The sequence below is a fragment of the Bradyrhizobium sp. 1 genome, from assembly GCF_023073315.1.
GTDB lineage: Bacteria > Pseudomonadota > Alphaproteobacteria > Rhizobiales > Xanthobacteraceae > Bradyrhizobium.
This window is the reverse complement of sequence record NZ_JADPJH010000011.1, coordinates 123,129-142,654: the sequence shown is the minus strand read 5'-3', so window position 1 is coordinate 142,654 and position 19,526 is coordinate 123,129. Positions and strand designations below refer to the sequence as shown.

The window sequence follows — 19,526 nt, the reverse complement described above, 5'->3', positions numbered from 1 at the left end:
GCATGATCCGGCACGGCCGGGTCATGCGCATTGCAAGTCAACGAAATCGAGATCGCCGCGATGCGCTTTACTGATATTTTCATCAAACGCCCGGTTCTGTCGGTCGTCGTCAGCCTGCTGATCCTGCTGATCGGCCTGCGCGCGGCGATGGTGCTGCCGATCCGGCAGTATCCGAAGCTGTCGAACACGGTCATCAACATCACGACCGTCTATCCCGGCGCGTCCGCGGACCTGATCCAGGGCTTCATCACCACGCCGATCGAGCAGGCGGTCGCTTCCGCCGAAGGCGTCGACTACATGACCTCGTCCTCGGTGCTCGGCACCTCGACGATCCAAGTCTACATCAAGCTGAACTTCGATCCGAACCAGGCGCTGACCGAAGTGCTGGCCAAGACGAATTCGGTCAAATATTTGATCCCGAAGGAATCCAACGACCCGATCGTCACCAAGACCACGGGCCAGACCACGGCCGTGATGTATCTCGGCTTCTCCTCCGAGGAGCTGTCGGGCTCGGCGATCTCCGATTATCTGACGCGCGTGGTGCAGCCGGTGCTGTCGACCGTCGATGGCGTGGCCTCGGCGGACATTCTGGGCGGCCAGACCTTTGCGATGCGGCTCTGGCTTGACCCCGTCAAGATGGCCGGCCGCAACGTGTCGCCCGCCGATGTCTCGACCGCGATCGCGACCAACAACTTCCAGTCCGCGGCGGGACAGACCAAGGGCTATCTCATCGTTTCCAACGTCTCGACGAACACCAGCCTGACCGACGTCAACCAGTTCAGGAAGATGATCGTGAAGGCCAAGGACGGCGGCTTCGTGCGGATGGAAGACATCGCAACCGTCGAGCTGGCAGCCCAAAGCACGGACGCGAGCGTCGCCTTCAACGGCGAGCACGCGATCTTCATTGGTGTGACCGCGACGCCGCAAGGCAACCCGCTGACGCTGGTCAAGGGTGTGCGCGCGCTGTTCCCCGAACTTGAACGCAACCTGCCGCCGTCGATGAAGATGAAGGTCGCCTACGACTCGACCAAATTCATCCAATCCTCGATCGACGAGGTGGAGAAGACGCTGGGCGAAGCCGTGATCATCGTGATCGTGGTCATCTTCCTGTTCCTGGCCTCGTTCCGCTCGGTCATCATTCCGGTCGTCACGATTCCCTTGTCGATGATCGGCGTCTGCACGCTGATGCTGGCGCTGGGCTTCAGCTTCAATCTGTTGACGCTGCTGGCGATGGTGCTCGCGATCGGCCTCGTGGTCGACGACGCCATCGTGGTGGTGGAGAATATTCATCGACATCTGGAGGAAGGGAAAACGCCGGTCCAGGCGTCGCTGGAAGGCGCGCGCGAAATCGTCGGTCCCATCATCTCGATGACCATCACGCTCGCTGCCGTGTACGCGCCGATCGGCTTCCTCGGTGGCCTCACCGGTTCGCTGTTCCGCGAATTCGCCTTCACGCTTGCGGGTTCGGTGATCGTATCCGGCGTAATCGCGCTGACGCTGTCACCAATGATGTGCTCGGTGCTTCTGAAGAATACCGAAGAGGGCCGCTTCGCCAAGCTGGTCAACAAGGTGTTCGGCGCGCTAACCCGCTGGTATGGCCGCAGGCTCGACCGCTCGCTCGATTACAAGGCCATCACCGGCCTGTTCGCGGTGACCATCCTCGGGCTCGTCGGCTTCCTCTATATGCACACCTCGAAGGAACTGGCGCCTGAGGAAGACCAGGGCATCGTGTTCGCGGTGACCAAGGCGCCGAAATACGCCAACATCGATTACGTCGATTTCTACGGCGAGAAGCTCGACAAGGAATTCCAGAAATTCCCCGAGACTGATCTCCGCTTCGTGCTGAACGGCATCAACGGCCCGCAGGGCGGCATTGCCGGCATGCTGCTGAAGTCCTGGGAGGAGCGCAAACGCTCGTCGATCCAGTTGAAGTCGCTGGTGCAGGCCGAACTCTCCAAGATCGAGGGCGTGCAAGCGTTCGCGTTCAACTTGCCGCCGCTGCCGGGTGGCCCGGGCGGCCTGCCCGTGCAGATGGTGATCAACTCCACCGCCGGTTTCCAGACGGTCTATGAGCAAATGGAGAAGCTGAAGGCCGCAGCCCGCAAGAGCGGCATGTTCATCGTCTCCGACAGCGACCTGGCCTACAACCAGCCCAACGTGAAGGTGACGATCGACCGCACCAAGGCGCAGGATCTCGGCATCAACATGCAGAACCTCGGCAGCACGCTCGCGGTGCTGCTCGGCGGCAACTACATCAACCGCTTCAACCTCGAGGGCCGTTCCTACCAGGTCATTCCGCAAGTGCCGCGCGGACAGCGACTCTCGCCGGAATCGCTCGGCGGTTACTACGTGACGACCAACACCGGACAGCAGCTTCCGCTGTCGACAGTGGTGTCGATCCAGACCAAGACCGATCCGAACTCGCTGACGCACTACAATCAGCTGAATTCGGCGACCTTCTCGGCCGTGCCGATGCCGGGCGTGACCGTCGGCGCGGCAGTCGACTTCCTCGAAGGCGAGGCCAAGAAGCTACCCGCAGGCTTCAGCCACGACTATCTCGCCGATAGCAGGCAATATGTGCAGGAAGGCAACCAGCTCGCGGTTACCTTCGGCTTCGCGCTGATCATCATCTTCCTGGTGCTGGCTGCGCAGTTCGAGAGTCTTCGCGATCCGCTGGTGATCATGATCTCGGTGCCGATGGCGATCGTCGGCGCGCTGATCCCGCTGTTCTTCGGCGTGGCGACCATGAACATCTACACCCAGGTCGGTCTGCTCACCCTGGTCGGCCTGATCACCAAGCACGGCATTCTGATGGTGGAGTTCGCCAACGAGCTCCAGGTCAACGAGCGGCTCGATCGTCGCTCGGCGATCGAAATGTCGGCCCGCATTCGTCTGCGGCCGATCCTGATGACCACGGCAGCGATGGTGACCGGCCTGATCCCGCTCCTGACCGCGACCGGCGCGGGCGCGGCCAGCCGCTTCTCGATCGGCCTCGTGGTCGTCGCCGGCATGTCGATCGGCACGCTGTTCACGCTGTTCGTGCTGCCGGCGGTCTACGTCGTGCTGGCGACCGACCATCGCGCGGCGGCCGATTCGGAGCGGAACAAGCAGGTCAACGATGTCGACCTTAACAACAAGGCGCTACGGCCGACTTGAGCCAGGATCGATTGTAAATCGATCAAAAGGTCAATTTACGTGCGATGCGGCAACAGCCATGGCTGTTGCCGCTTTTTTTTGCCACGCGACATCTCGTAATATGACGGCCGGAGCGCCGTGGGTGCGCGCTCAAGGCAGGTCGTCCGATGAAGAGGCGCGAATTTCTGGCGGTCCTGGGCGGGGCTGCGCTGGCCGGGTCGAACACGGCTCCGGCCGGTGCGCAGGGCCGCGTCTATCGCCTTGGCACGGTAACGCCGATCGCGCCGGTTACGGTGGAGAGCCGTGGCGGAAAAATCCTGACCAAGGTGCTTGGTGAGCATGGTTTCAAGCTCGGCCAGAATCTGACCTTTGAAGCGCGCGGCGCCCTCGGCGATGTGGCGATGCTCCCTGCGCTGATCGCGGAGCTGAAGGCCAAGAACGTCGATGCCATCGTGATCATCGGCTATCCGACGGCCATAGCCGCCAAGGCGGCCGGCATTCCCACCGTTGCGGCCAGCGGGATCGGCGATCCCGTCGAAACCGGGCTGATCGAGAGCCTGGCGCATCCGGGCGGCAAGATCACCGGGATTTCGGACGTCGCAGCGACCCTCAGCGCCAAACGGCTGTCGCTGCTCAAGGAGATGTCGCCGAAGCTGACCAAGGTCGCAATGCTCTGGAACAAGGACGACCTCGGCATGACCACGCGCTACCAGGCGTCCGCAAAGGCTGCCCAGGCGCTTGGACTGACCGTGCAGGCATTGGGCGTCAGCGAACCCGATGATTTCAACGAAGCCTTTTCGGCGATGAATGACGATTTGCCTCACGGCATCCTGATGGTGGCGGATGCGCTTACCATCCTCAACCGCGAACGGGTGTTCGAGTTCGCGGCCGTCCGAAAGCTGCCCGCCATCTACGAATTTGACGATTTCGCGCGCGATGGCGGTCTGATGTCCTACGGAGCGGACTCCTCGGAATCCTTCGAGCGGGCGGCCGCGCTGGTCGCTCGTATTTTCAACGGGGCAAACCCCGGTGATCTGCCGTTCGAGCTGCCGACCCGCTATCCCCTGGTGCTTAATCTCAAGACGGCGAAGGCGACCGGACTTGAAATTCCGCCCACCTTGCTTGCGCTGGCGGACGAGGTGATCGAGTAGCCTGTATGCTGCGGCAAGAGACAAGGTCCGGGCTTCTTGCTAGGTTCCCGGAATGAGCCTGTCCCTCAATCCCGACACCCCGCAAGCCAGGAATTTGCCGAGCGCGGCCCGCGATGGGGCCTCGTCCGGCAAAGCGGCGAGGCGGGGGATCAGGACGCGGCTGTTCACCAAATATGTCGCGCTGTTCGTGGCCGTCGTCGCCATCGCGCTGTTGGCCAATGGCCTGTTCGAGGTCTTCTTCTATTATCGCGAGCACAAGGCCGCGCTGATCCGGGTCCAGCACGAGCAGGCCGAGGCCGCTGCGGCGAAGATCGGCCAGTTCGTCAAGGAGATCGAGAGCCAGCTCGGCTGGACCACGCAGCTGCCCTGGTCGGGGGGCTCGATCGAGCAGCGCCGGTTCGACGCGCTGCGGCTGTTGCGTCAGGTGCCCGCGATCACCGAGCTCGCCCAGGTCGATTCCACCGGCAAGGAGCGGCTGCGCGTCTCGCGGCTCGCCATGGACGCGATCGACAGCGGGATCGACCTGTCGGCCGACCCGAAGTTCACCGAGGCGGTCGCGCACAAGGTCTATTACGGGCCGGTCTATTTCCGCAGGGAGTCGGAGCCCTACATGACGCTGGCGCTGGCGGGGGCGCGCAAGGATGCCGGCGTCAGCATCGCGGAGGTCAATCTCAAGCTGATCTGGGACGTCGTGTCCCAGATCAAGGTCGGCGAACGCGGACATGCCTACGTGGTCGGCCCGGAGGGACGCCTGATCGCGCATCCCGATATCAGCCTGGTGCTGCGCAACACCGACATGTCCGGCCTCGCACAGGTGCGCGCCGCGCAGGCCGGCGGCGGCACCATCTCCGACGTGCTTCCTGAAGCGCGCAACATCCAGGGGCAGACGGTGCTGACCGCATCGGCCCCGATCGCGCCGATGCATTGGACGATGTTCGTCGAGCTGCCGGTCGAGGAAGCCTATGCGGCGCTCTACGCATCGTTGCAGCGGCTTGCGATCGTGCTGCTCGCGGCATCGATCTTCGCGGTCCTCGCCGGAATATTCCTCGCGCGCCGCATGGTCGGGCCGATCCAGGCGTTACGGAGTGGCGCCGAGCGGATCGGCAGCGGCGATTTCGCGCAGCGGATCTCGATCAAAACCGGTGACGAGCTCGAGGGGCTCGCCGACCAGTTCAACGACATGGGCGCGCGCTTGCAGGAATCCTATGCCGATTTGGAAAAGAAGGTCGAGGTACGTACGGCTGAATTGAGGGAGTCGCTGGAGCAGCAGACGGCGACTTCGGAGGTGCTACAGGTGATTAGTTCGTCTCCGGGCGAACTCACTCCAGTGTTCCACAAATTGCTCGAGAATGCCACGCGGGTCTGCGGCGCGAGTTTCGGGATCATGAATCTGTGGAACGGCGAAGGCTTCACCATCGCGGCTGATTACAACGTGCCGCCTGCGTTCGCTGCTTCGCGAAGAGATTTGGCGATTCGTCCCCACCCGGAGAGCGCACTTGCTGCCGTCGTCAGGACACGTCAGGTTGTTCATGTTCACGATGTGCAAGACACACCCGCCTATATTGCGGGAGGACCAAGCATTCGTGGAATCTCCGATGTGGCCGGTGCCCGCACGATCGTCGTCGTGCCGATGCTGAGGGAGAGCGAACTGATCGGCACGATTGCAGTCTATCGCAAGGAAGTCCGTCCGTTCACTGATAAACAGATTTCCGTGGTCGAGAATTTCACAAAGCAAGCCGTCATCGCCATCGAGAATGCACGGCTGCTGAATGAGTTGCGCAAACGCACGATGGAGCTCTCTCGGTCCCTCGATGAGTTGCGCGCCGCCCAGGATCGTCTGATCCAGACCGAGAAGCTGGCCTCGCTCGGCCAGCTCACTGCGGGCATCGCCCACGAGATCAAGAACCCGCTCAACTTCATCAACAATTTCTCCTCGGTGTCGACGGAATTGATCGACGAACTCAACGAGGCCCTGCAATCGGCTTCGCTCGACGGCAAGACGAAGGAGGAGGTCGACGAACTGACCGGCATGCTCAGGAGCAATCTGGAAAAGGTGGTGCAGCACGGCAAGCGCGCCGATTCCATCGTCAGGAATATGCTGCTGCATTCCCGCGAGGGCTCCGGCGAGCACCGTCCCAGCGACATCAACGCGGTCGTGGAGGAGAGCCTCAATCTCGCCTATCACGGCGCGCGTGCCGAACGACCCGCCTTCAACGTCACGCTCGAGCGCGACTTCGACCCTGCCGCCGGCGTGGTCGATATCTATCCGCAGGAGATCACCCGCGTCTTCCTCAACCTGATCTCGAACGGCTTCTATGCTTCCGCCAAGCGCAAGGAGAGTGCGACGGATGGGTTCGAGCCCACGCTAAGTGCAACGACCAAAAACCTGGGTAACAGGGTCGAGATCCGGATACGCGACAACGGCACGGGAATTCCGCCGGAGGTGAAGGAGAAGATGTTCAATCCCTTCTTCACCACCAAGCCGGCCGGCGAGGGCACCGGGCTCGGCCTGTCCATGAGCCACGACATCGTCGTAAAACAGCATGGTGGCACGATCGACGTGAACACCACACAAGGTATATTCACCGAATTCATCATCACCCTGCCGCGCGTAATGGCTGCAGGCGGCACTCCCGGAGGCAAGAGTTGAACGTTTACATCCTGGTCGTCGATGACGAACCCGACGTCGAGGCGCTGTTCCGGCAGCAGTTCCGGCGCGAACTGCGCGCCGGCCGCTTCCAGATGCAATTCGCACCGTCGGCGCCCGATGCGCTCAAGCTTGCCGCTGAGGTGCGTGATCCCGCGCTGATCCTGATCCTGTCTGACATCAACATGCCCGGCATGAGCGGGCTCGACATGCTGCCCAAGGTGCGCGCCGAACATCCGGACGTCCCTGTCATCATGATCACGGCCTATGGTGATGCCGAGACGCGCCGCAAGGCGATCGAGCGCGGCGCGATCGGGCTCCTGACCAAGCCGATCGATTTTGCACTGCTGCGGCAGGAGATCGACACGAGGCTCGAGCAAGCCGCATGACTTCGACCATCCTCTTCGTCGATGACGAGCCGGACCTCGAGGCGCTGATCCTGCAAAAATTCCGCAGGCAGATCCGGGACGGGCTCGTCGCCATCATGTTCGCGCGCGACGGCCTCGAAGCGCTGCAGTCGCTCGAGCAGAATCCGCACGTCGACATGGTGGTTTCCGACATCAACATGCCGCGGATGGACGGGCTGTCGCTGCTGGAAAAGCTTCAGGAGGCCGAGGACAAGAAGTCGACCATCATCGTCTCGGCCTATGGCGACATGAGCAACATCCGCACCGCCATGAACCGCGGCGCGTTCGACTTCCTGACCAAGCCGATCGACTTCGCGGATCTGGAAGCCACGATCTCGAAGACCATGCGCCACATCGAGATGCTGCGCGAGGTGCGGCGGCGCCAGATGGAGGCGGAGCGGGCCCACGCGGCGCTGTCGCGTCATTTCTCGCCCGAGCTCGCCAAGCGTCTGGCGGCGGGCGGCGAGGGTGAGGGGATCGAGGTACAGTGGCGCGATGTCGCGACCATCTTCACAGACATCACCGGCTTCACCTCGCTGGTCGAGACCGCGCCGCCGGAGACGCTGGGCGCGCTCCTCAGCGAGTATGTCGGCGGAATGACCGAGGTGGTGTTCGCGCATGAAGGGACGGTCGCAAAGATCATTGGCGACGCCCTCCAGGTGCTGTTCAACGCGCCCGGCGACCAGCCCGATTATGCGACGCGTGCGGTCGCCTGCGCCCATGATCTCGATGCCTGGGCGCAGGATTTTTGCGCGCGCCAGCAGGCCAAAGGCGTGATTTTCGGCGCCACGCGCATCGGCATTCACGCCGGGCCCGCACTGGTCGGAAATTTCGGCGGCAACCGCTTCTTCGATTACACCGCGTATGGCGACTCCATCAACATCGCGGCGCGGCTGGAAGCCGCCAACAAGCAGCTGGGAACGCGCATCTGCGTCAGCGCCAACGTCGCCAAGGCGGCCGAGAATTTTCAGGGACGACCCGTGGGGGAGCTGATGCTGCGCGGCCGCAGCGAGCCGCTGCGCGCGTTCGAGCCGCTGGCGCAGGCCAGATTCGACGCGCCGGAGACGGCGCTCTATTCCGGGGCTTTCGCCAAGATGGAGGCCGGCGACGCCGCCGCCATGCCGGCCTTTGCCGCGCTGGTCGGCATGCACGCCGACGATTCCCTGGCCGGCTTTCATCTGAAGCGCCTGCTCAACGGCGCCAAGGGCGTCCGCATACAATTGGAATAGGAGTTCGAGATGGTTCGTGAATTCTCCGCCGGCAATTATCGTTTCATTCCGTCCGTGTTCCAGTATTCGGCGGGTGCTGCTGCTGATGACGGCTACGAGATCGAGCGCGTCCGGTTCGACCGCCTGGTGCCGCTGGCCGAGGGATTTGCACTGGCGGCAAAATTCATCCAGGAGGCAGGACGTCCGCTGACGGCGTTCTGCGCCTGCGAGCTGCGCTCGCCGGCGGCCTTCAGCGAAGACGGCTTTCGCGCGTTCAACCTGCATTATGTGAAGACGCTGTCCGAATGGCGCATCTTCGACGGCACCACCAATCCCGTGGCGCGCAGCAATGTCTGTCCCGAGATCGATCCGCCGTCCGAGCCGTCGTTCTATGCCTTCTCCTTCACGCGACCGACAAGCTCCAAGGCGCCGAGCTTCGTGATATCAGGCGGCGCCGAGGCGCGCGAGGGCGGCGGGACCTATGTCGAGCGCACGGTGCGCTACCGCGACCTCAGTCCGGAGGGGCTTCGCGAGAAGGTGCGCTTCACCACGACGTCGCAGATGGAGAACCGGATGACGGCGTTCGGCTTCGGCTGGAAAGACACGACCGGCGTGCAGGCCTATTCCGTGCACGACTTTCACCACGCGCTGGTCGACGAGCTGGTCCGCCGCGGCGCGCTGCGCTCCGGCCTGACCTGGCATTTCGCCCGGCCGCCGGTGGTCGATCTCGAATACGAGATGGATTGCCGGAGGGTATTGCGGGAGATGGTGATCTGAAGTCCTCGTCCTGAGGGCCCGCCATAGGCGGGCGTCTCGAAGGATGGCCACAGGCGATAGTCGGGCCTTCATGGTTCGAGACACGCGCGAAGTGCGCGCTCCTCACCATGAGGAACAGCTAGCGCTGGCGCGGATCGAGTGCGTCGCGCAGGCCGTCGCCGAGCAGGTTCAGCGATAGCACCACGAGGAAGATCGCGAGGCCCGGCCAGATCGCCATCCACGGCGCCTGGGTCAGGAAGCGCTGCGCCGCGTTGAGCATGCTGCCCCAGGACGGCGCCGGCGGCTGCTGGCCGAGGCCGAGGAACGAGAGCGCGGCTTCGGCGATGATGGCGGCGGCGATCGACAGCGTCGCCTGCACCAGCAGCGCCGGCAGGATGTTCGGCAGGATATGCGAGAACGCGATCCGCCAGTCGGGGTTGCCTAGCGCGCGTGCGGCCTCGACATAATCCTCGGCCTTGACGACCAGCACCTGACCGCGGGTCAGGCGGATGAAGATCGGGGTGGCCGAGATGCCGATCGCGATCATGGCATTGCCGAGACTCGGACCAAGGAACGCGGCAAGCGCGATTGCCAGGATCAGGAACGGGCAGGCCAGCATCGCATCCGTGATCCGGCTGATCAGCGCGTCGACAAATCCGCCGCGATAGCCTGCGAGCAGGCCGAGCGGCACGCCGACGCCGAGCGCGATCGCGACCGAGATCAGGCCGGCGAGCAGGGAGGCACGCGCGCCGTAAATGACGCGGCTGAAGATGTCGCGGCCGAGATCGTCGGTGCCGAACCAGTGCGCCGCAGTCGGCGGCTTGCGCACCAGGCTCCAGCTCGTTGCGATGGGGTCATAGGGCACGACCAGTGGGGCGAGCGCCGCAAGCAGGATGAACGCCGTGATCACGACGAGCCCGAACACGGCCGCCTTGCGCTTGAACAGCCGCCGCCGGGCGCGACGGGCCGGGCTGTCCAGCTCGTAGGCTTGGACGGCGGGGCTGGCGGGCAGCGCAGTGTCGGTCATCGCCTAGCCCCTCAGCCGCGGATTTACGAGGATGTAGGCGACGTCGGCCACGAGATTCAGCGTGATGTAGACGGTGGCCGTCACCAGCACCACGCCCTGCACGACCGCGTAGTCGCGGTTGAACACGGCGTCCACGATCAGCTTGCCGAAGCCGGGAATGGAGAAGATCTGTTCGGTCAGCACCGCGCCCGACAGCAGCGTGCCGAGCTCGAGCGCGCCGAGCGTGATGATCGGTGTCAGCGCGTTGCGCATCGCGTGCTTGAGGATCACCGAGCGCTCGGAGAGACCTTTCGCGCGCGCGGTGCGGACATAGTCGCTCTCCAGAACCTGGAGCATGGCGCTGCGCGTGTGCCGCATCAGGACCGCCGAAATCGCATTGCCGAGCACGAAGGCCGGCATGATGGTGGCTGCCAGGCTCGCGCGCCAGTCCTCCGTGAGCGGCACGTAGCCCGAGGCCGGCAGCCAGCCCAGGTGAATCGAGAACAGGAAGATCATGAGGATTCCGAGCCAGAAATTCGGCGTCGAGATGCCCCACAGCGCGAACAGGTTGGCGCCATAGTCCCAAACCGTGCCCTTCTTCACCGCGGAGACGATGCCGGCGGGAATGCCGATGAGGAATGCGATCAGGATCGCCATCGAGCCGAGCTGGAGCGTCACCGGCAGTTTCTGTGCGATCAGCTCGCGCACCGGCATCTTGTTGCGCAGCGACTCGCCGAAATTGCCGGTGAGGACTCCCTTGAGCCAGTAGACATATTGCACGGGGATCGGCTGATCGAGCTTGTACTGCTGCCGGATCTGCTCGATTGCGGCGGGATCGCGCTCCTCGCCCGCCATCACCAGCGCGGGATCGCCCGGCAGCAATTGCTGGAGCGAAAAGATCAGCACCGACACGAAGAACAGTGTCGGCACGATCTGCGCGATGCGGCGGGCGAGGAAGTTCAGCATGGCTCCACGTGTTTCCCGAGTGATGCCGCGATCACTTGAACTTCAGCCCGACCACGCGCACGAGGCCATCAGGCATCTGCCGGTAACCCTCGAGCTTCTTTGTATGCGCGATCAGGAGCGTACGATGATAGATGTAGATGATCGGCAGGTCGTCGAGCAGGACCTTGGTCAGCTTCCCGTAGATCGCCTTGCGCTCCTCGACGTTGGACGTCGCCCGTCCGTCTTCCATCAGTTTGTCGGCTTCGGGGTTCGAATACACGCCGTCGTTCTGCGGCGCCTTGCTGCGCATGAAGATGTAGGAGTTGCCGTCCGGGTCGATGCGTCCGCTCCAGTTGATCTGGAACACCTGGAACTCGCCGGCCTGCGCCTGCTTGAAGGTGGTCGCGAATTCGACGACGCGGACCTTGATGTCGAAGCCTGCTTCGGCGGCCATGGACTGCACGACCTGGGCGACGGCCTCGTACTCGGTGCCCTTTGGTACCATGTAGTCGACGGTGACGGGCAGGCTGACACCGGCTTCCTTCAACAGCGCCTTGGCCTTGCCGATGTCGCGACCCGGAATGGGGAAAGCCTTCTGATAGTATGGATGCGTCGGGCTGACCCATTGATTGCCCGGCGTGAACTCGCCGTTGAATACGACCTGGTTGATGGCCTCGCGATCGATCGACAGGCTGAGTGCCTGGCGTACCTTCGCGGATTGGCTGAGTGGCCCCTTGGTCTTGTCGTTGCCGATGTTGATCGTCAGGCCCTGATAACCGAGCTCGGGCGCCGTCGACAGCACCAGCTTGGGATCGGCGCGCACGTCCTTGATGTCGGTGGCCAGCACGCGCTCGATCAGATCGAGCCCGCCGGACTTGAGGTTGGCGAGGCGCACGGTGGCGTCGACGATCGGCAGGAACACGACACGGTCGATATGGATGTTGTCCTTGTTCCAGTAGTCGGCGAACTTCTCGAACACCATGCGGTCCTGCTGGACGCGCTCGACGAATTTGTAGGGGCCGGCGCAGACCGGATGCAGGCCGAACTTGTCGCCGGCTTCCTTCGCCGCCTTGGGCGACACCATCATGCCGGAGCGGTCGGTGAGCTGGGCGATCAGCGGCGAGTAGGCCGTCTTGAGCACCAGCTTGATGGTCAGGGGATCGACCACCTCGACATGGTCGACGCTGGCGAGTTCCGACTTCCGGAACGAGGTCGGCAGCGTCATGTGACGTTCGATCGAGAACTTTGCGGCCTCCGCGTCGAGCGGCTCGCCATCGTGGAATTTGACGCCAGGCCGGAGCTTGATCGTCATCTCCTTGCCGTCGGCCGAGGTCTCGTGGGACAGCGCGAGCTGCGGGACGATGTTGAGTTTTTCGTCGATGTCGAACAGCTTGTCGCAGAAGGCGGAGAACACGATGCGGCCGACATAGGTGCGGCCGATGCTGGGATCGAGGATGTCGGGGTCTTCGGCGATGCCGATGCGAAGCGTGGTCTGGGCTTGGACTTGGGTTTGGGCTGCGCCCACGAGCGACGTCAGCAAGGCCGATGCCAGGATTGTCAAACGCACAAAGCTCATCGCTCTCAACCTCTGTTTCGCGGGCTAGGCCGGATCCGTCCCCAATGAACTAACCCCGCCGCCGCGGACTGCTTCCGGGCCGCCGCTGAAGGCGGCGACCAATTTTTCAAGGACCGGCGAAAAGCCGCCGTCGGACGGGACGATCGCCGCGGAGGACGGCAGTTCCGACGTTCGATGGCAGGCCGTTGCATGTCCGGTGCCATCCGGCACGAGCTGTGGCATTTCGCTGCGGCAGCGGTCCACAACGTAGGGGCAGCGGGTGTGGAAGCGGCATCCCGGCGGCGGATTGAGTGCGCTGGGGATCTCGCCTTGCAGCACAATCCGGCTGCGCTTTGCCCGCGGTTTAGGCACGGGGATCGCGGACAACAGCGCCCGGCTATAGGGATGGCTGGGTGCTGCGAACAGTGCGTCCGCCTCCGCCGTTTCGACGATCTGGCCGAGATTCATCACCGCGACATGGTCGGCGATGTGCTTGACCACGGCGAGGTCGTGCGAGACGAAAATGTACGCCAACCCAAGCCGGTCCTGGAGCTCCCGCAGCAGATTGAGGATCTGCGAGCGGATCGAGACGTCGAGCGCCGAAACCGGCTCGTCGCAGATGATCAGTTTCGGCTCGACCGCGAGCGCGCGGGCAATGGCGATGCGCTGGCGCTGGCCGCCGGAGAATTCGTGCGGATAGCGCCGCTCGAGCCGCGGCTCCAGCCCGACCAGCCGCAGGATTTCCGCGACACGCTCGCGCCGCTGTGCCGGCGGCAGGAGATTGTGCAGCGCCAGTGGCTCGGTCAGGATCTGGCCGACCGTCATGCGCGGATTGAGCGAGGCGTAAGGGTCCTGAAAAATGATCTGCGCCTCGCGGCGGAAGGCACGCAGCGTGTTGGCATCGAGCGAGAGCAGATCGCGGCCCTCGAAGCGGATCGCACCCGCATCCGGCTCGATCAGCCGCAGCACCAGACGGCTGACGGTGGATTTGCCGCAACCGGATTCGCCGACCAGCGCCAGCGTCTTGCCGGCTTCGAGCGAGAAGCTGACGCCATCGACCGCCTTGACGTGGGCCAGTGCCCGGCCGAACAGCGAGCGCTCGGCGACGAAATGCTTGACCAGGCCTTCTACCTCGAGCAGCGCCATCACGACACCAACAGTTCGAGCGGCGCGCGGATGCAGCGCGAGAGATGGCCGGGGCTGATTTCGACCAGCGGCGGCGGCGCCCTGGTGCAGGCGTCCAGCACGAACGGACAGCGCGCGGCGAAGCGGCAGCCGGCGGGCGGCTGCGCCATGTTCGGGACCATGCCTTCGATTGTCGCAAGCTGCTCGGCACGATGGTCGAGCCGCGGGATCGAGCCGAGCAGGCCGACCGTGTAGGGATGCTGCGGCGTGGAGAACAGCTCGTCGACCGGCGCGCGCTCGACGATCTCGCCGGCATACATCACCGCGACTTCGTCGCAGACTTCGGCGACCACGCCGAGATCGTGGGTGATCAGGATGATCGCGGCGCCGCTCGCCGCCTTCAATTCCCGCATCAGCTCCAAAATTTGCGCCTGCAGGGTGACGTCGAGCGCGGTGGTCGGCTCGTCCGCGATCAGCAGGCGCGGATCACAGGCCAGCGCCATCGCGATCATCACGCGCTGGCGCATGCCGCCGGAGAGCTTGTGCGGATATTCGTCGATGCGACGCTCGGGCGAAGGAATGTGGACGCGCCGCAACAGCTCGATCGCCCGCTGACGTGCACTTTTTCGCGAGCCGCCGCGGTGGCGCAAAATCGTCTCGATGATCTGGTCGCCGATCGTAAAACTCGGATTGAGCGAGGTCATCGGCTCCTGGAAAATCATCGCGAGCCGATTGCCACGCAGGTCGCGCAGCGTCTGGTCCGGAGTCTTCAGCAGGTCAAAACCGTCGAAGCGGATAGCGCCCGTAATCTCCGCGCTTTGCTTCGGCAGCAGGCCCATGATCGCGAGCGACGTCACGCTCTTGCCGCAGCCGGATTCGCCGACGAGGCCGAGCGTGGCGCCATTGGCGACGCTGAGATCGACGCTGTCGACCGCATGGGTGGCGCGGCCATCGTCACCGTGAAAGCGGATGCGGAGGTCCTTGATCTCGATGAGGGGACTGGCGCTCATGCTTGCCTTGCGCGCGCTGCAGCGATGCTGGCGTCGATGATGCTGCGATCGGTGTTGCCGGCCGGATTCTGCCGCGTGGGCATCGCGCCGCGGAAGTGCACCCAGAGTTCCTGGCTGACACGTTCGAGCCGCTCGAGCTCACCGAGCGGATCGGGATGATCGTCGGCGCGAATGTCCAGCGCCGGCCATTCCTCCTCGCCATGGATCAACAAGGCCGCGGATTGCTTACCTCGCTTGTCACCGCCAGCGGCTTCGCCCGCGCGCATGGCGGCGAGCAGGCGGCGCGGGAAAGGCAGGCTGTCATTGGCGATGTAGGTTTTTGCAGTCTCGTCGAGTACGTCGGCGCCTGCGAGCATATTGCCGGCAATGGAGAAGCCGCTGCCGGCGACGTGGCCGCACCAGTCGACGCAGTCACGGCCGGTATGCGCAGCGATCGCGCCGCTGGCGTCCATGATGTGGATCTGCCGGCTCTCGCGGCCGTCGTCGGTCGCGAGCAGGGCGGCAAGCACGTCATGGGCGTTCAAGCCCTCATGCAGCAGCTTGACGCCGTCGATGCCGTAATAGGGATTGACGAAGGCCTGCGTCGCGATGGCGCCGAGGCCGGCCGCGACATAGGGCACGCGCGCGCCGACGGCGAAAAATCGCGTCGCAACCGCGATGCCGAACTGGCCGGTGGCAGGGTCTCGCGCGATGATCGACCAGGTCATGTGCTGCCTTCAGCGCCCTGCGGCGTAGCCCTGCATGCCGCGCGGATTGGCGGCAGCGCGGCGGCGCACCCCGACGCGTGAGGCTGCGGTGAGGCGGCCTTCCGACCAGTCGGGGCCGACCTCGACGATATGTCCGCGCTCGCGAAGATTATCGATCGTTGCCTTCGGCACCCGGTTCTCGATCACCAGCACGCCGGGGCGGGCGGTGCGCGGCCAGAACGAGATCGGGAAGTGCTCGGAATGCCAGGCCGGCGCGTCGATGGCTTCCTGGAGATTGAGATTGCAATGGACGTGGCGCAGGAAGAATTGCGTGATCCACTGGTCCTGCTGGTCGCCACCGGGCGAGCCCCAGGCGAGATACGGCTCGCCGTCGCGTAGCGCCATGGTCGGCGACAGCGTCGTGCGTGGGCGCTTGCCCGGCGCGAGCGAACTGGGTTGGTTCTCCTCCAAATCGAACATTTGTGCGCGGCTGCCGAGGCAGAAGCCCAGCTCGGGAATGACAGGCGAGGATTGCAGCCAGCCTCCCGACGGCGTCGAGGACACCATGTTGCCGGCTTTGTCGATGATGTCGAAATGCACGGTGTCGCCGCGTACCTCGCCGAAGCGCCCCACGGTTGGTTCACCGGCGCCGAGCGCGCCAACGGCCTCGCGTTGGCCTTCAGCGCGGCGCAGCTTGACCACGCCGCCAAAGCCCTCGATCGTGCCGGGCCGGAGATCGAGCGAGGCCTTGTCGGTGACGAGCTTGCGGCGCTCGTCGTTATAGGCGTCCGACAGCAGCGTTCCGATCGGGATCTCGCTGAACTTGGGATCGCCGTAGAATTTTTCGCGGTCGGCGAAGGCGAGTTTTGCGCATTCGATCTGGAGATGGATGAATTCAGGTCCGGTCGGGTCGAGCCCGTCGAGCGCGAAGCCCTTGAGCAGCGCGAGCTGCTGCAGCGTCACCGGTCCCTGGCTCCAGACGCCGGCCTTGCAGACGGTGTAGCGGCCGTAATCGTAGGTGAGCGGGGCCTCGATGGTCGGCTGCCAGCGCGCCATGTCATCGGCCGAGAGCACGCCGCGATGTGGCGAGCCGCTGACGTCCATCACTTCCTGGGTTCGACAGAATTTGTCGATGGCTTCCGCGACAAAGCCTTGCGACCAGGACTTTCGCGCCCGTTCGATCTCGGCATCGCGGCCACCACCGCCGCTCTCGGCCTCGCTGAGAATGCGGGCGTAGGTCGCGGCCAGTGTCTTGTTGGTGAAGAGCGTGCCGGGCTTCGGCACTTCGTCGTTCGGCAGATAGACCGCAGCCGAAGTCGGCCAATGCTTGCGGAACAATTGCTCGACAGTCTGGATCGTGGCGCAGGCGCGCTCGACCAGCGGATAGCCGTCGCGCGCGTAGGAGATCGCGGGCTCCAGCACGTCGCGCACGCGCATCGTGCCGTAGTCGCGCAGCAGCATCATCCAGGATTCGAAGGTGCCGGGGACGCAGGCGGCGAGCAGGCCGGTGCCGGGCACCATGTCGAGGCCTTCGCTCTTGTAATGCGCGATGGTGGCGCGCGCGGGCGCCGGGCCCTGGCCGCAGATCACCTCGGTGCGGCCGCGCTTGACGTCATGGACAATGATCGGCACGTCGCCGCCGGGGCCGTTCAGATGCGGCTCGACCACCTGGAGGGTGAAAGCGGTGGCGACGCCGGCATCGAAGGCGTTGCCGCCCTTTTCGAGGATGGCCATGCCGACGGCGGTCGCGATCCAGTGGGTGGTGGCGACGACCCCGAACGTGCCCTCGATCTCGGGGCGCGTCGTGAAGGGATCGGGATTGACGATGCTGGCCATGGGCTACCTCATTTGCGGCGCGCGCAATTGATCACAGCCGATGCTGGTATGCCAAATGCGCAGACCGCATGGCACGCGCGCGTCACGCTGGGACCGGTGCGGTGTTCACTGCGTGGCAGGCGACGCCGTCGATCAGGTCAGGTGCTTCCTTGCGGCAGAGATCGAACGCCAGCGGACAGCGCGGATTGAAGGCGCAGCCGGGCGGCGGATTGATCGGGTTCGGGATCTCGCCCTGCACCGGGATGCGCTGGCGGCCGCTCATGGCGAGATCGGGCACGGCGCCCAACAGCATCTTGGTGTAGGGCATGCGCGGACGGGCGAACAGCTCGCGTCCTTCCGCGATCTCGACGATGCGGCCGAGATACATCACGCCGACGCGGCTCGCCATGTGGCGGACCACGGCGAGGTTGTGGCTGATGAACATGTAGGTCAGGCCGAACTTGTCCTGGAGGTCGCGCATCAGGTTCAGGATCTGGGCCTGTACGGAGACGTCGAGCGCCGAGGTCGGCTCGTCGCAGACGATGAACTCGGCGTCGGAGGCGAGCGCCCGCGCGATCGCGATGCGCTGGCGCTGGCCGCCGGAGAATTCATGCGGAAATTTCAGCCGGTCGTCCGGATGCAGGCCGACGAGGCTGAGCAGCTCGCCGACGCGGGCCTGGATGTCGCGTTCGCCCTGGATCAGGTCGAAGGCGCGGATCGGCTCGGAGATGATGGCATCGACGCGGAAGTGCGGGTTCAGGCTGGCGTACGGATCCTGGAAGATCATCTGGATGCGGCGGCGCAGCTTGCGCCGCGCCTGGGCCTGCCGCGGATCGGTCATCGAGACGCCGTCGATCAGGACATCGCCGGCACTCGGCGGCAACAGGCCGACGACCATTCGCGCCACCGTGGTCTTGCCCGAGCCGGATTCGCCGACCAGCGCAAAGGTCTCGCCCTTCCTGATGTCGAAGGTGACGTGATCGACTGCCTTGAGATATTCAAGCTGCCCGCCTTCGAGCACGCGGTTGAGCCATGGCTTCGAGACGTCGAAGACGCGGCGGAGATTTGTGGCCTGAACGAAGGGCGTGCTCATGCCGCGCTCTCCGCCGGGACGGTGTCGTAGAGATGGCAGGCCACCGACTGTGTGCCGCGCGGCAGCGGCTCCGGCCTATCGATCCGGCAGCGATCGAAGGCGGATGCGCAACGCGGGTTGAACGAGCAGCCGCGCGGGATCGCCGACAGCCGCGGCATCGAGCCGGGGATCTGCACCAGGCGCTTGTCGTCGCCGGCAAGTGTCGGGATCGCGCCCATCAGGCCCTTGGCGTAGGGGTGCAGCGGATTCTTCACGACGTCCTGCACCGGGCCGATCTCGGCGACACGGCCGGCATACATGACGGCCACGCGGTCCGAGGTCTCGGCGATCACGCCCATGTCGTGCGTCACCAGCATCACGGCAGTGCCGTGGTCGCGGCCGAGCCGCTTGATCAGCGAGATGATCTGCGCCTGCACGGAGACGTCGAGCGCGGTGGTCGGCTCGTCCGCGATGATCAGCTCAGGCTCGGCGCAGATCGCGAGCGCAATCACGACGCGCTGGCGCATGCCGCCGGAGAATTCGTGCGGATAGCCGTCGATGCGCTTCTCCGGGGCGGGAATGCCGACCTCGGCGAGCAGGTCGATGGCGCGGCGGCGTGCGGCCGTCTCGGACAGATTGAGGTGGGTCCGGATCGTCTCGACGATCTGATCGCCGACCTTGTACAGCGGATTGAGCGAGGTGAGGGGATCCTGGAAGATCATGCCGATGCGTTTTCCGCGGATGCGGCGCATCTCTTCCGGCGGCAGATTGTCGATGCGCAGGCCGGCGAGATGAATCTCGCCGCCGGAAATGCGGCCGGGCGGATCGATCAGGCCGATCACCGCGAGGCCCGTGACGGATTTGCCGGCGCCGGATTCGCCGACCACCCCGAGCACCTCGCCCTTGGCGATATCGAAAGAGACGCCGTCGATGGCGCGCAGTGTGCCGCGGCGGGCGGCGAACTCCACCTGGAGATTGCGTACGGAGAGAACGGGTTCGGTCATGAAC

General features: G+C 64.5%; 15 protein-coding genes. 6 read left to right on the top strand and 9 right to left on the bottom strand.

Going from position 1 to position 19,526, the window contains the following annotated elements:
- Nucleotides 1-60 precede the first annotated feature (60 nt).
- From IVB29_RS06050 to IVB29_RS06025, 6 genes are all read left to right on the top strand, one after another.
- Nucleotides 61-3,156, top strand: a complete 3,096-nt coding sequence (locus IVB29_RS06050; protein WP_247502954.1) for a MexW/MexI family multidrug efflux RND transporter permease subunit — start codon at nt 61-63, stop codon at nt 3,154-3,156.
- 146 nt (nt 3,157-3,302) lie between these two features.
- Nucleotides 3,303-4,286 (top strand): ABC transporter substrate-binding protein, encoded by a 984-nt coding sequence (locus IVB29_RS06045; RefSeq protein ID WP_247502489.1) that lies wholly within the window; start codon nt 3,303-3,305, stop codon nt 4,284-4,286.
- A gap of 52 nt (nt 4,287-4,338) precedes the next feature.
- A complete protein-coding gene (locus IVB29_RS06040) occupies nt 4,339-6,936 on the top strand; it encodes an ATP-binding protein (protein WP_247502488.1) in 2,598 nt (865 codons plus the stop codon).
- The gene (locus IVB29_RS06035; RefSeq protein WP_247502487.1) at nt 6,933-7,322 is read left to right on the top strand and encodes a response regulator; all 390 of its coding nucleotides are present in this window, start codon (nt 6,933-6,935) and stop codon (nt 7,320-7,322) included. Before IVB29_RS06040 ends, IVB29_RS06035 begins: the two co-directional genes overlap by 4 nt.
- Nucleotides 7,319-8,569 (top strand): adenylate/guanylate cyclase domain-containing protein, encoded by a 1,251-nt coding sequence (locus tag IVB29_RS06030; protein ID WP_247502486.1) that lies wholly within the window; start codon nt 7,319-7,321, stop codon nt 8,567-8,569. The genes IVB29_RS06035 and IVB29_RS06030 overlap by 4 nt, the downstream gene beginning before the upstream one ends.
- A gap of 9 nt (nt 8,570-8,578) precedes the next feature.
- Complete coding sequence (locus IVB29_RS06025) at nt 8,579-9,325, top strand: hypothetical protein (RefSeq protein WP_247502485.1); 747 nt, start codon at nt 8,579-8,581, stop codon at nt 9,323-9,325.
- Between the two features lie 118 nt (nt 9,326-9,443).
- Here IVB29_RS06025 and IVB29_RS06020 read toward each other — a convergent pair whose 3' ends face one another.
- The 9 genes from IVB29_RS06020 to IVB29_RS05980 form a co-directional block, all read right to left on the bottom strand.
- Nucleotides 9,444-10,331, bottom strand: coding sequence for an ABC transporter permease (locus tag IVB29_RS06020; protein WP_247502484.1), 888 nt, complete (start codon nt 10,329-10,331; stop codon nt 9,444-9,446).
- A gap of 3 nt (nt 10,332-10,334) precedes the next feature.
- Nucleotides 10,335-11,276, bottom strand: a complete 942-nt coding sequence (locus IVB29_RS06015; protein WP_247502483.1) for an ABC transporter permease — start codon at nt 11,274-11,276, stop codon at nt 10,335-10,337.
- Between the two features lie 31 nt (nt 11,277-11,307).
- Nucleotides 11,308-12,831 (bottom strand): ABC transporter substrate-binding protein, encoded by a 1,524-nt coding sequence (locus IVB29_RS06010; RefSeq protein ID WP_247502482.1) that lies wholly within the window; start codon nt 12,829-12,831, stop codon nt 11,308-11,310.
- A 24-nt stretch (nt 12,832-12,855) separates the two neighbouring features.
- Nucleotides 12,856-13,956 (bottom strand): dipeptide ABC transporter ATP-binding protein, encoded by a 1,101-nt coding sequence (locus IVB29_RS06005; protein WP_247502481.1) that lies wholly within the window; start codon nt 13,954-13,956, stop codon nt 12,856-12,858.
- Nucleotides 13,956-14,945: an ABC transporter ATP-binding protein gene (locus IVB29_RS06000; protein WP_247502480.1), complete on the bottom strand. Its 990-nt coding sequence runs from the start codon at nt 14,943-14,945 to the stop codon at nt 13,956-13,958. The genes IVB29_RS06005 and IVB29_RS06000 overlap by 1 nt, the downstream gene beginning before the upstream one ends.
- Complete coding sequence (locus tag IVB29_RS05995; protein ID WP_247502479.1) at nt 14,942-15,652, bottom strand: DUF1028 domain-containing protein; 711 nt, start codon at nt 15,650-15,652, stop codon at nt 14,942-14,944. Before IVB29_RS05995 ends, IVB29_RS06000 begins: the two co-directional genes overlap by 4 nt.
- A 9-nt stretch (nt 15,653-15,661) precedes the next feature.
- Nucleotides 15,662-17,467, bottom strand: a complete 1,806-nt coding sequence (locus IVB29_RS05990; RefSeq protein ID WP_247502478.1) for a gamma-glutamyltransferase family protein — start codon at nt 17,465-17,467, stop codon at nt 15,662-15,664.
- An 82-nt stretch (nt 17,468-17,549) separates the two neighbouring features.
- The gene (locus IVB29_RS05985) at nt 17,550-18,539 is read right to left on the bottom strand and encodes an oligopeptide/dipeptide ABC transporter ATP-binding protein (protein ID WP_247502477.1); all 990 of its coding nucleotides are present in this window, start codon (nt 18,537-18,539) and stop codon (nt 17,550-17,552) included.
- A complete protein-coding gene (locus IVB29_RS05980) occupies nt 18,536-19,522 on the bottom strand; it encodes an ABC transporter ATP-binding protein (RefSeq protein WP_247502476.1) in 987 nt (328 codons plus the stop codon). Before IVB29_RS05980 ends, IVB29_RS05985 begins: the two co-directional genes overlap by 4 nt.
- Nucleotides 19,523-19,526: the final 4 nt, after the last annotated feature.

Bases quoted from the DNA above. Each gene is read 5' to 3' on its own strand.
- IVB29_RS06050 (WP_247502954.1), top strand. From the start codon at position 61: ATGCGCTTTACTGATATTTTCATCAAACGCCCGGTTCTGTCGGTCGTC.
- IVB29_RS06045 (WP_247502489.1), top strand. From the start codon at position 3,303: ATGAAGAGGCGCGAATTTCTGGCGGTCCTGGGCGGGGCTGCGCTGGCC.
- IVB29_RS06040 (WP_247502488.1), top strand. From the start codon at position 4,339: ATGAGCCTGTCCCTCAATCCCGACACCCCGCAAGCCAGGAATTTGCCG.
- IVB29_RS06030 (WP_247502486.1), top strand. From the start codon at position 7,319: ATGACTTCGACCATCCTCTTCGTCGATGACGAGCCGGACCTCGAGGCG.
- IVB29_RS06025 (WP_247502485.1), top strand. From the start codon at position 8,579: ATGGTTCGTGAATTCTCCGCCGGCAATTATCGTTTCATTCCGTCCGTG.
- IVB29_RS06020 (WP_247502484.1), bottom strand. From the start codon at position 10,331: ATGACCGACACTGCGCTGCCCGCCAGCCCCGCCGTCCAAGCCTACGAG.
- IVB29_RS06015 (WP_247502483.1), bottom strand. From the start codon at position 11,276: ATGCTGAACTTCCTCGCCCGCCGCATCGCGCAGATCGTGCCGACACTG.
- IVB29_RS06010 (WP_247502482.1), bottom strand. From the start codon at position 12,831: ATGAGCTTTGTGCGTTTGACAATCCTGGCATCGGCCTTGCTGACGTCG.
- IVB29_RS06005 (WP_247502481.1), bottom strand. From the start codon at position 13,956: ATGGCGCTGCTCGAGGTAGAAGGCCTGGTCAAGCATTTCGTCGCCGAG.
- IVB29_RS06000 (WP_247502480.1), bottom strand. From the start codon at position 14,945: ATGAGCGCCAGTCCCCTCATCGAGATCAAGGACCTCCGCATCCGCTTT.
- IVB29_RS05995 (WP_247502479.1), bottom strand. From the start codon at position 15,652: ATGACCTGGTCGATCATCGCGCGAGACCCTGCCACCGGCCAGTTCGGC.
- IVB29_RS05990 (WP_247502478.1), bottom strand. From the start codon at position 17,467: ATGGCCAGCATCGTCAATCCCGATCCCTTCACGACGCGCCCCGAGATC.
- IVB29_RS05985 (WP_247502477.1), bottom strand. From the start codon at position 18,539: ATGAGCACGCCCTTCGTTCAGGCCACAAATCTCCGCCGCGTCTTCGAC.
- IVB29_RS05980 (WP_247502476.1), bottom strand. From the start codon at position 19,522: ATGACCGAACCCGTTCTCTCCGTACGCAATCTCCAGGTGGAGTTCGCC.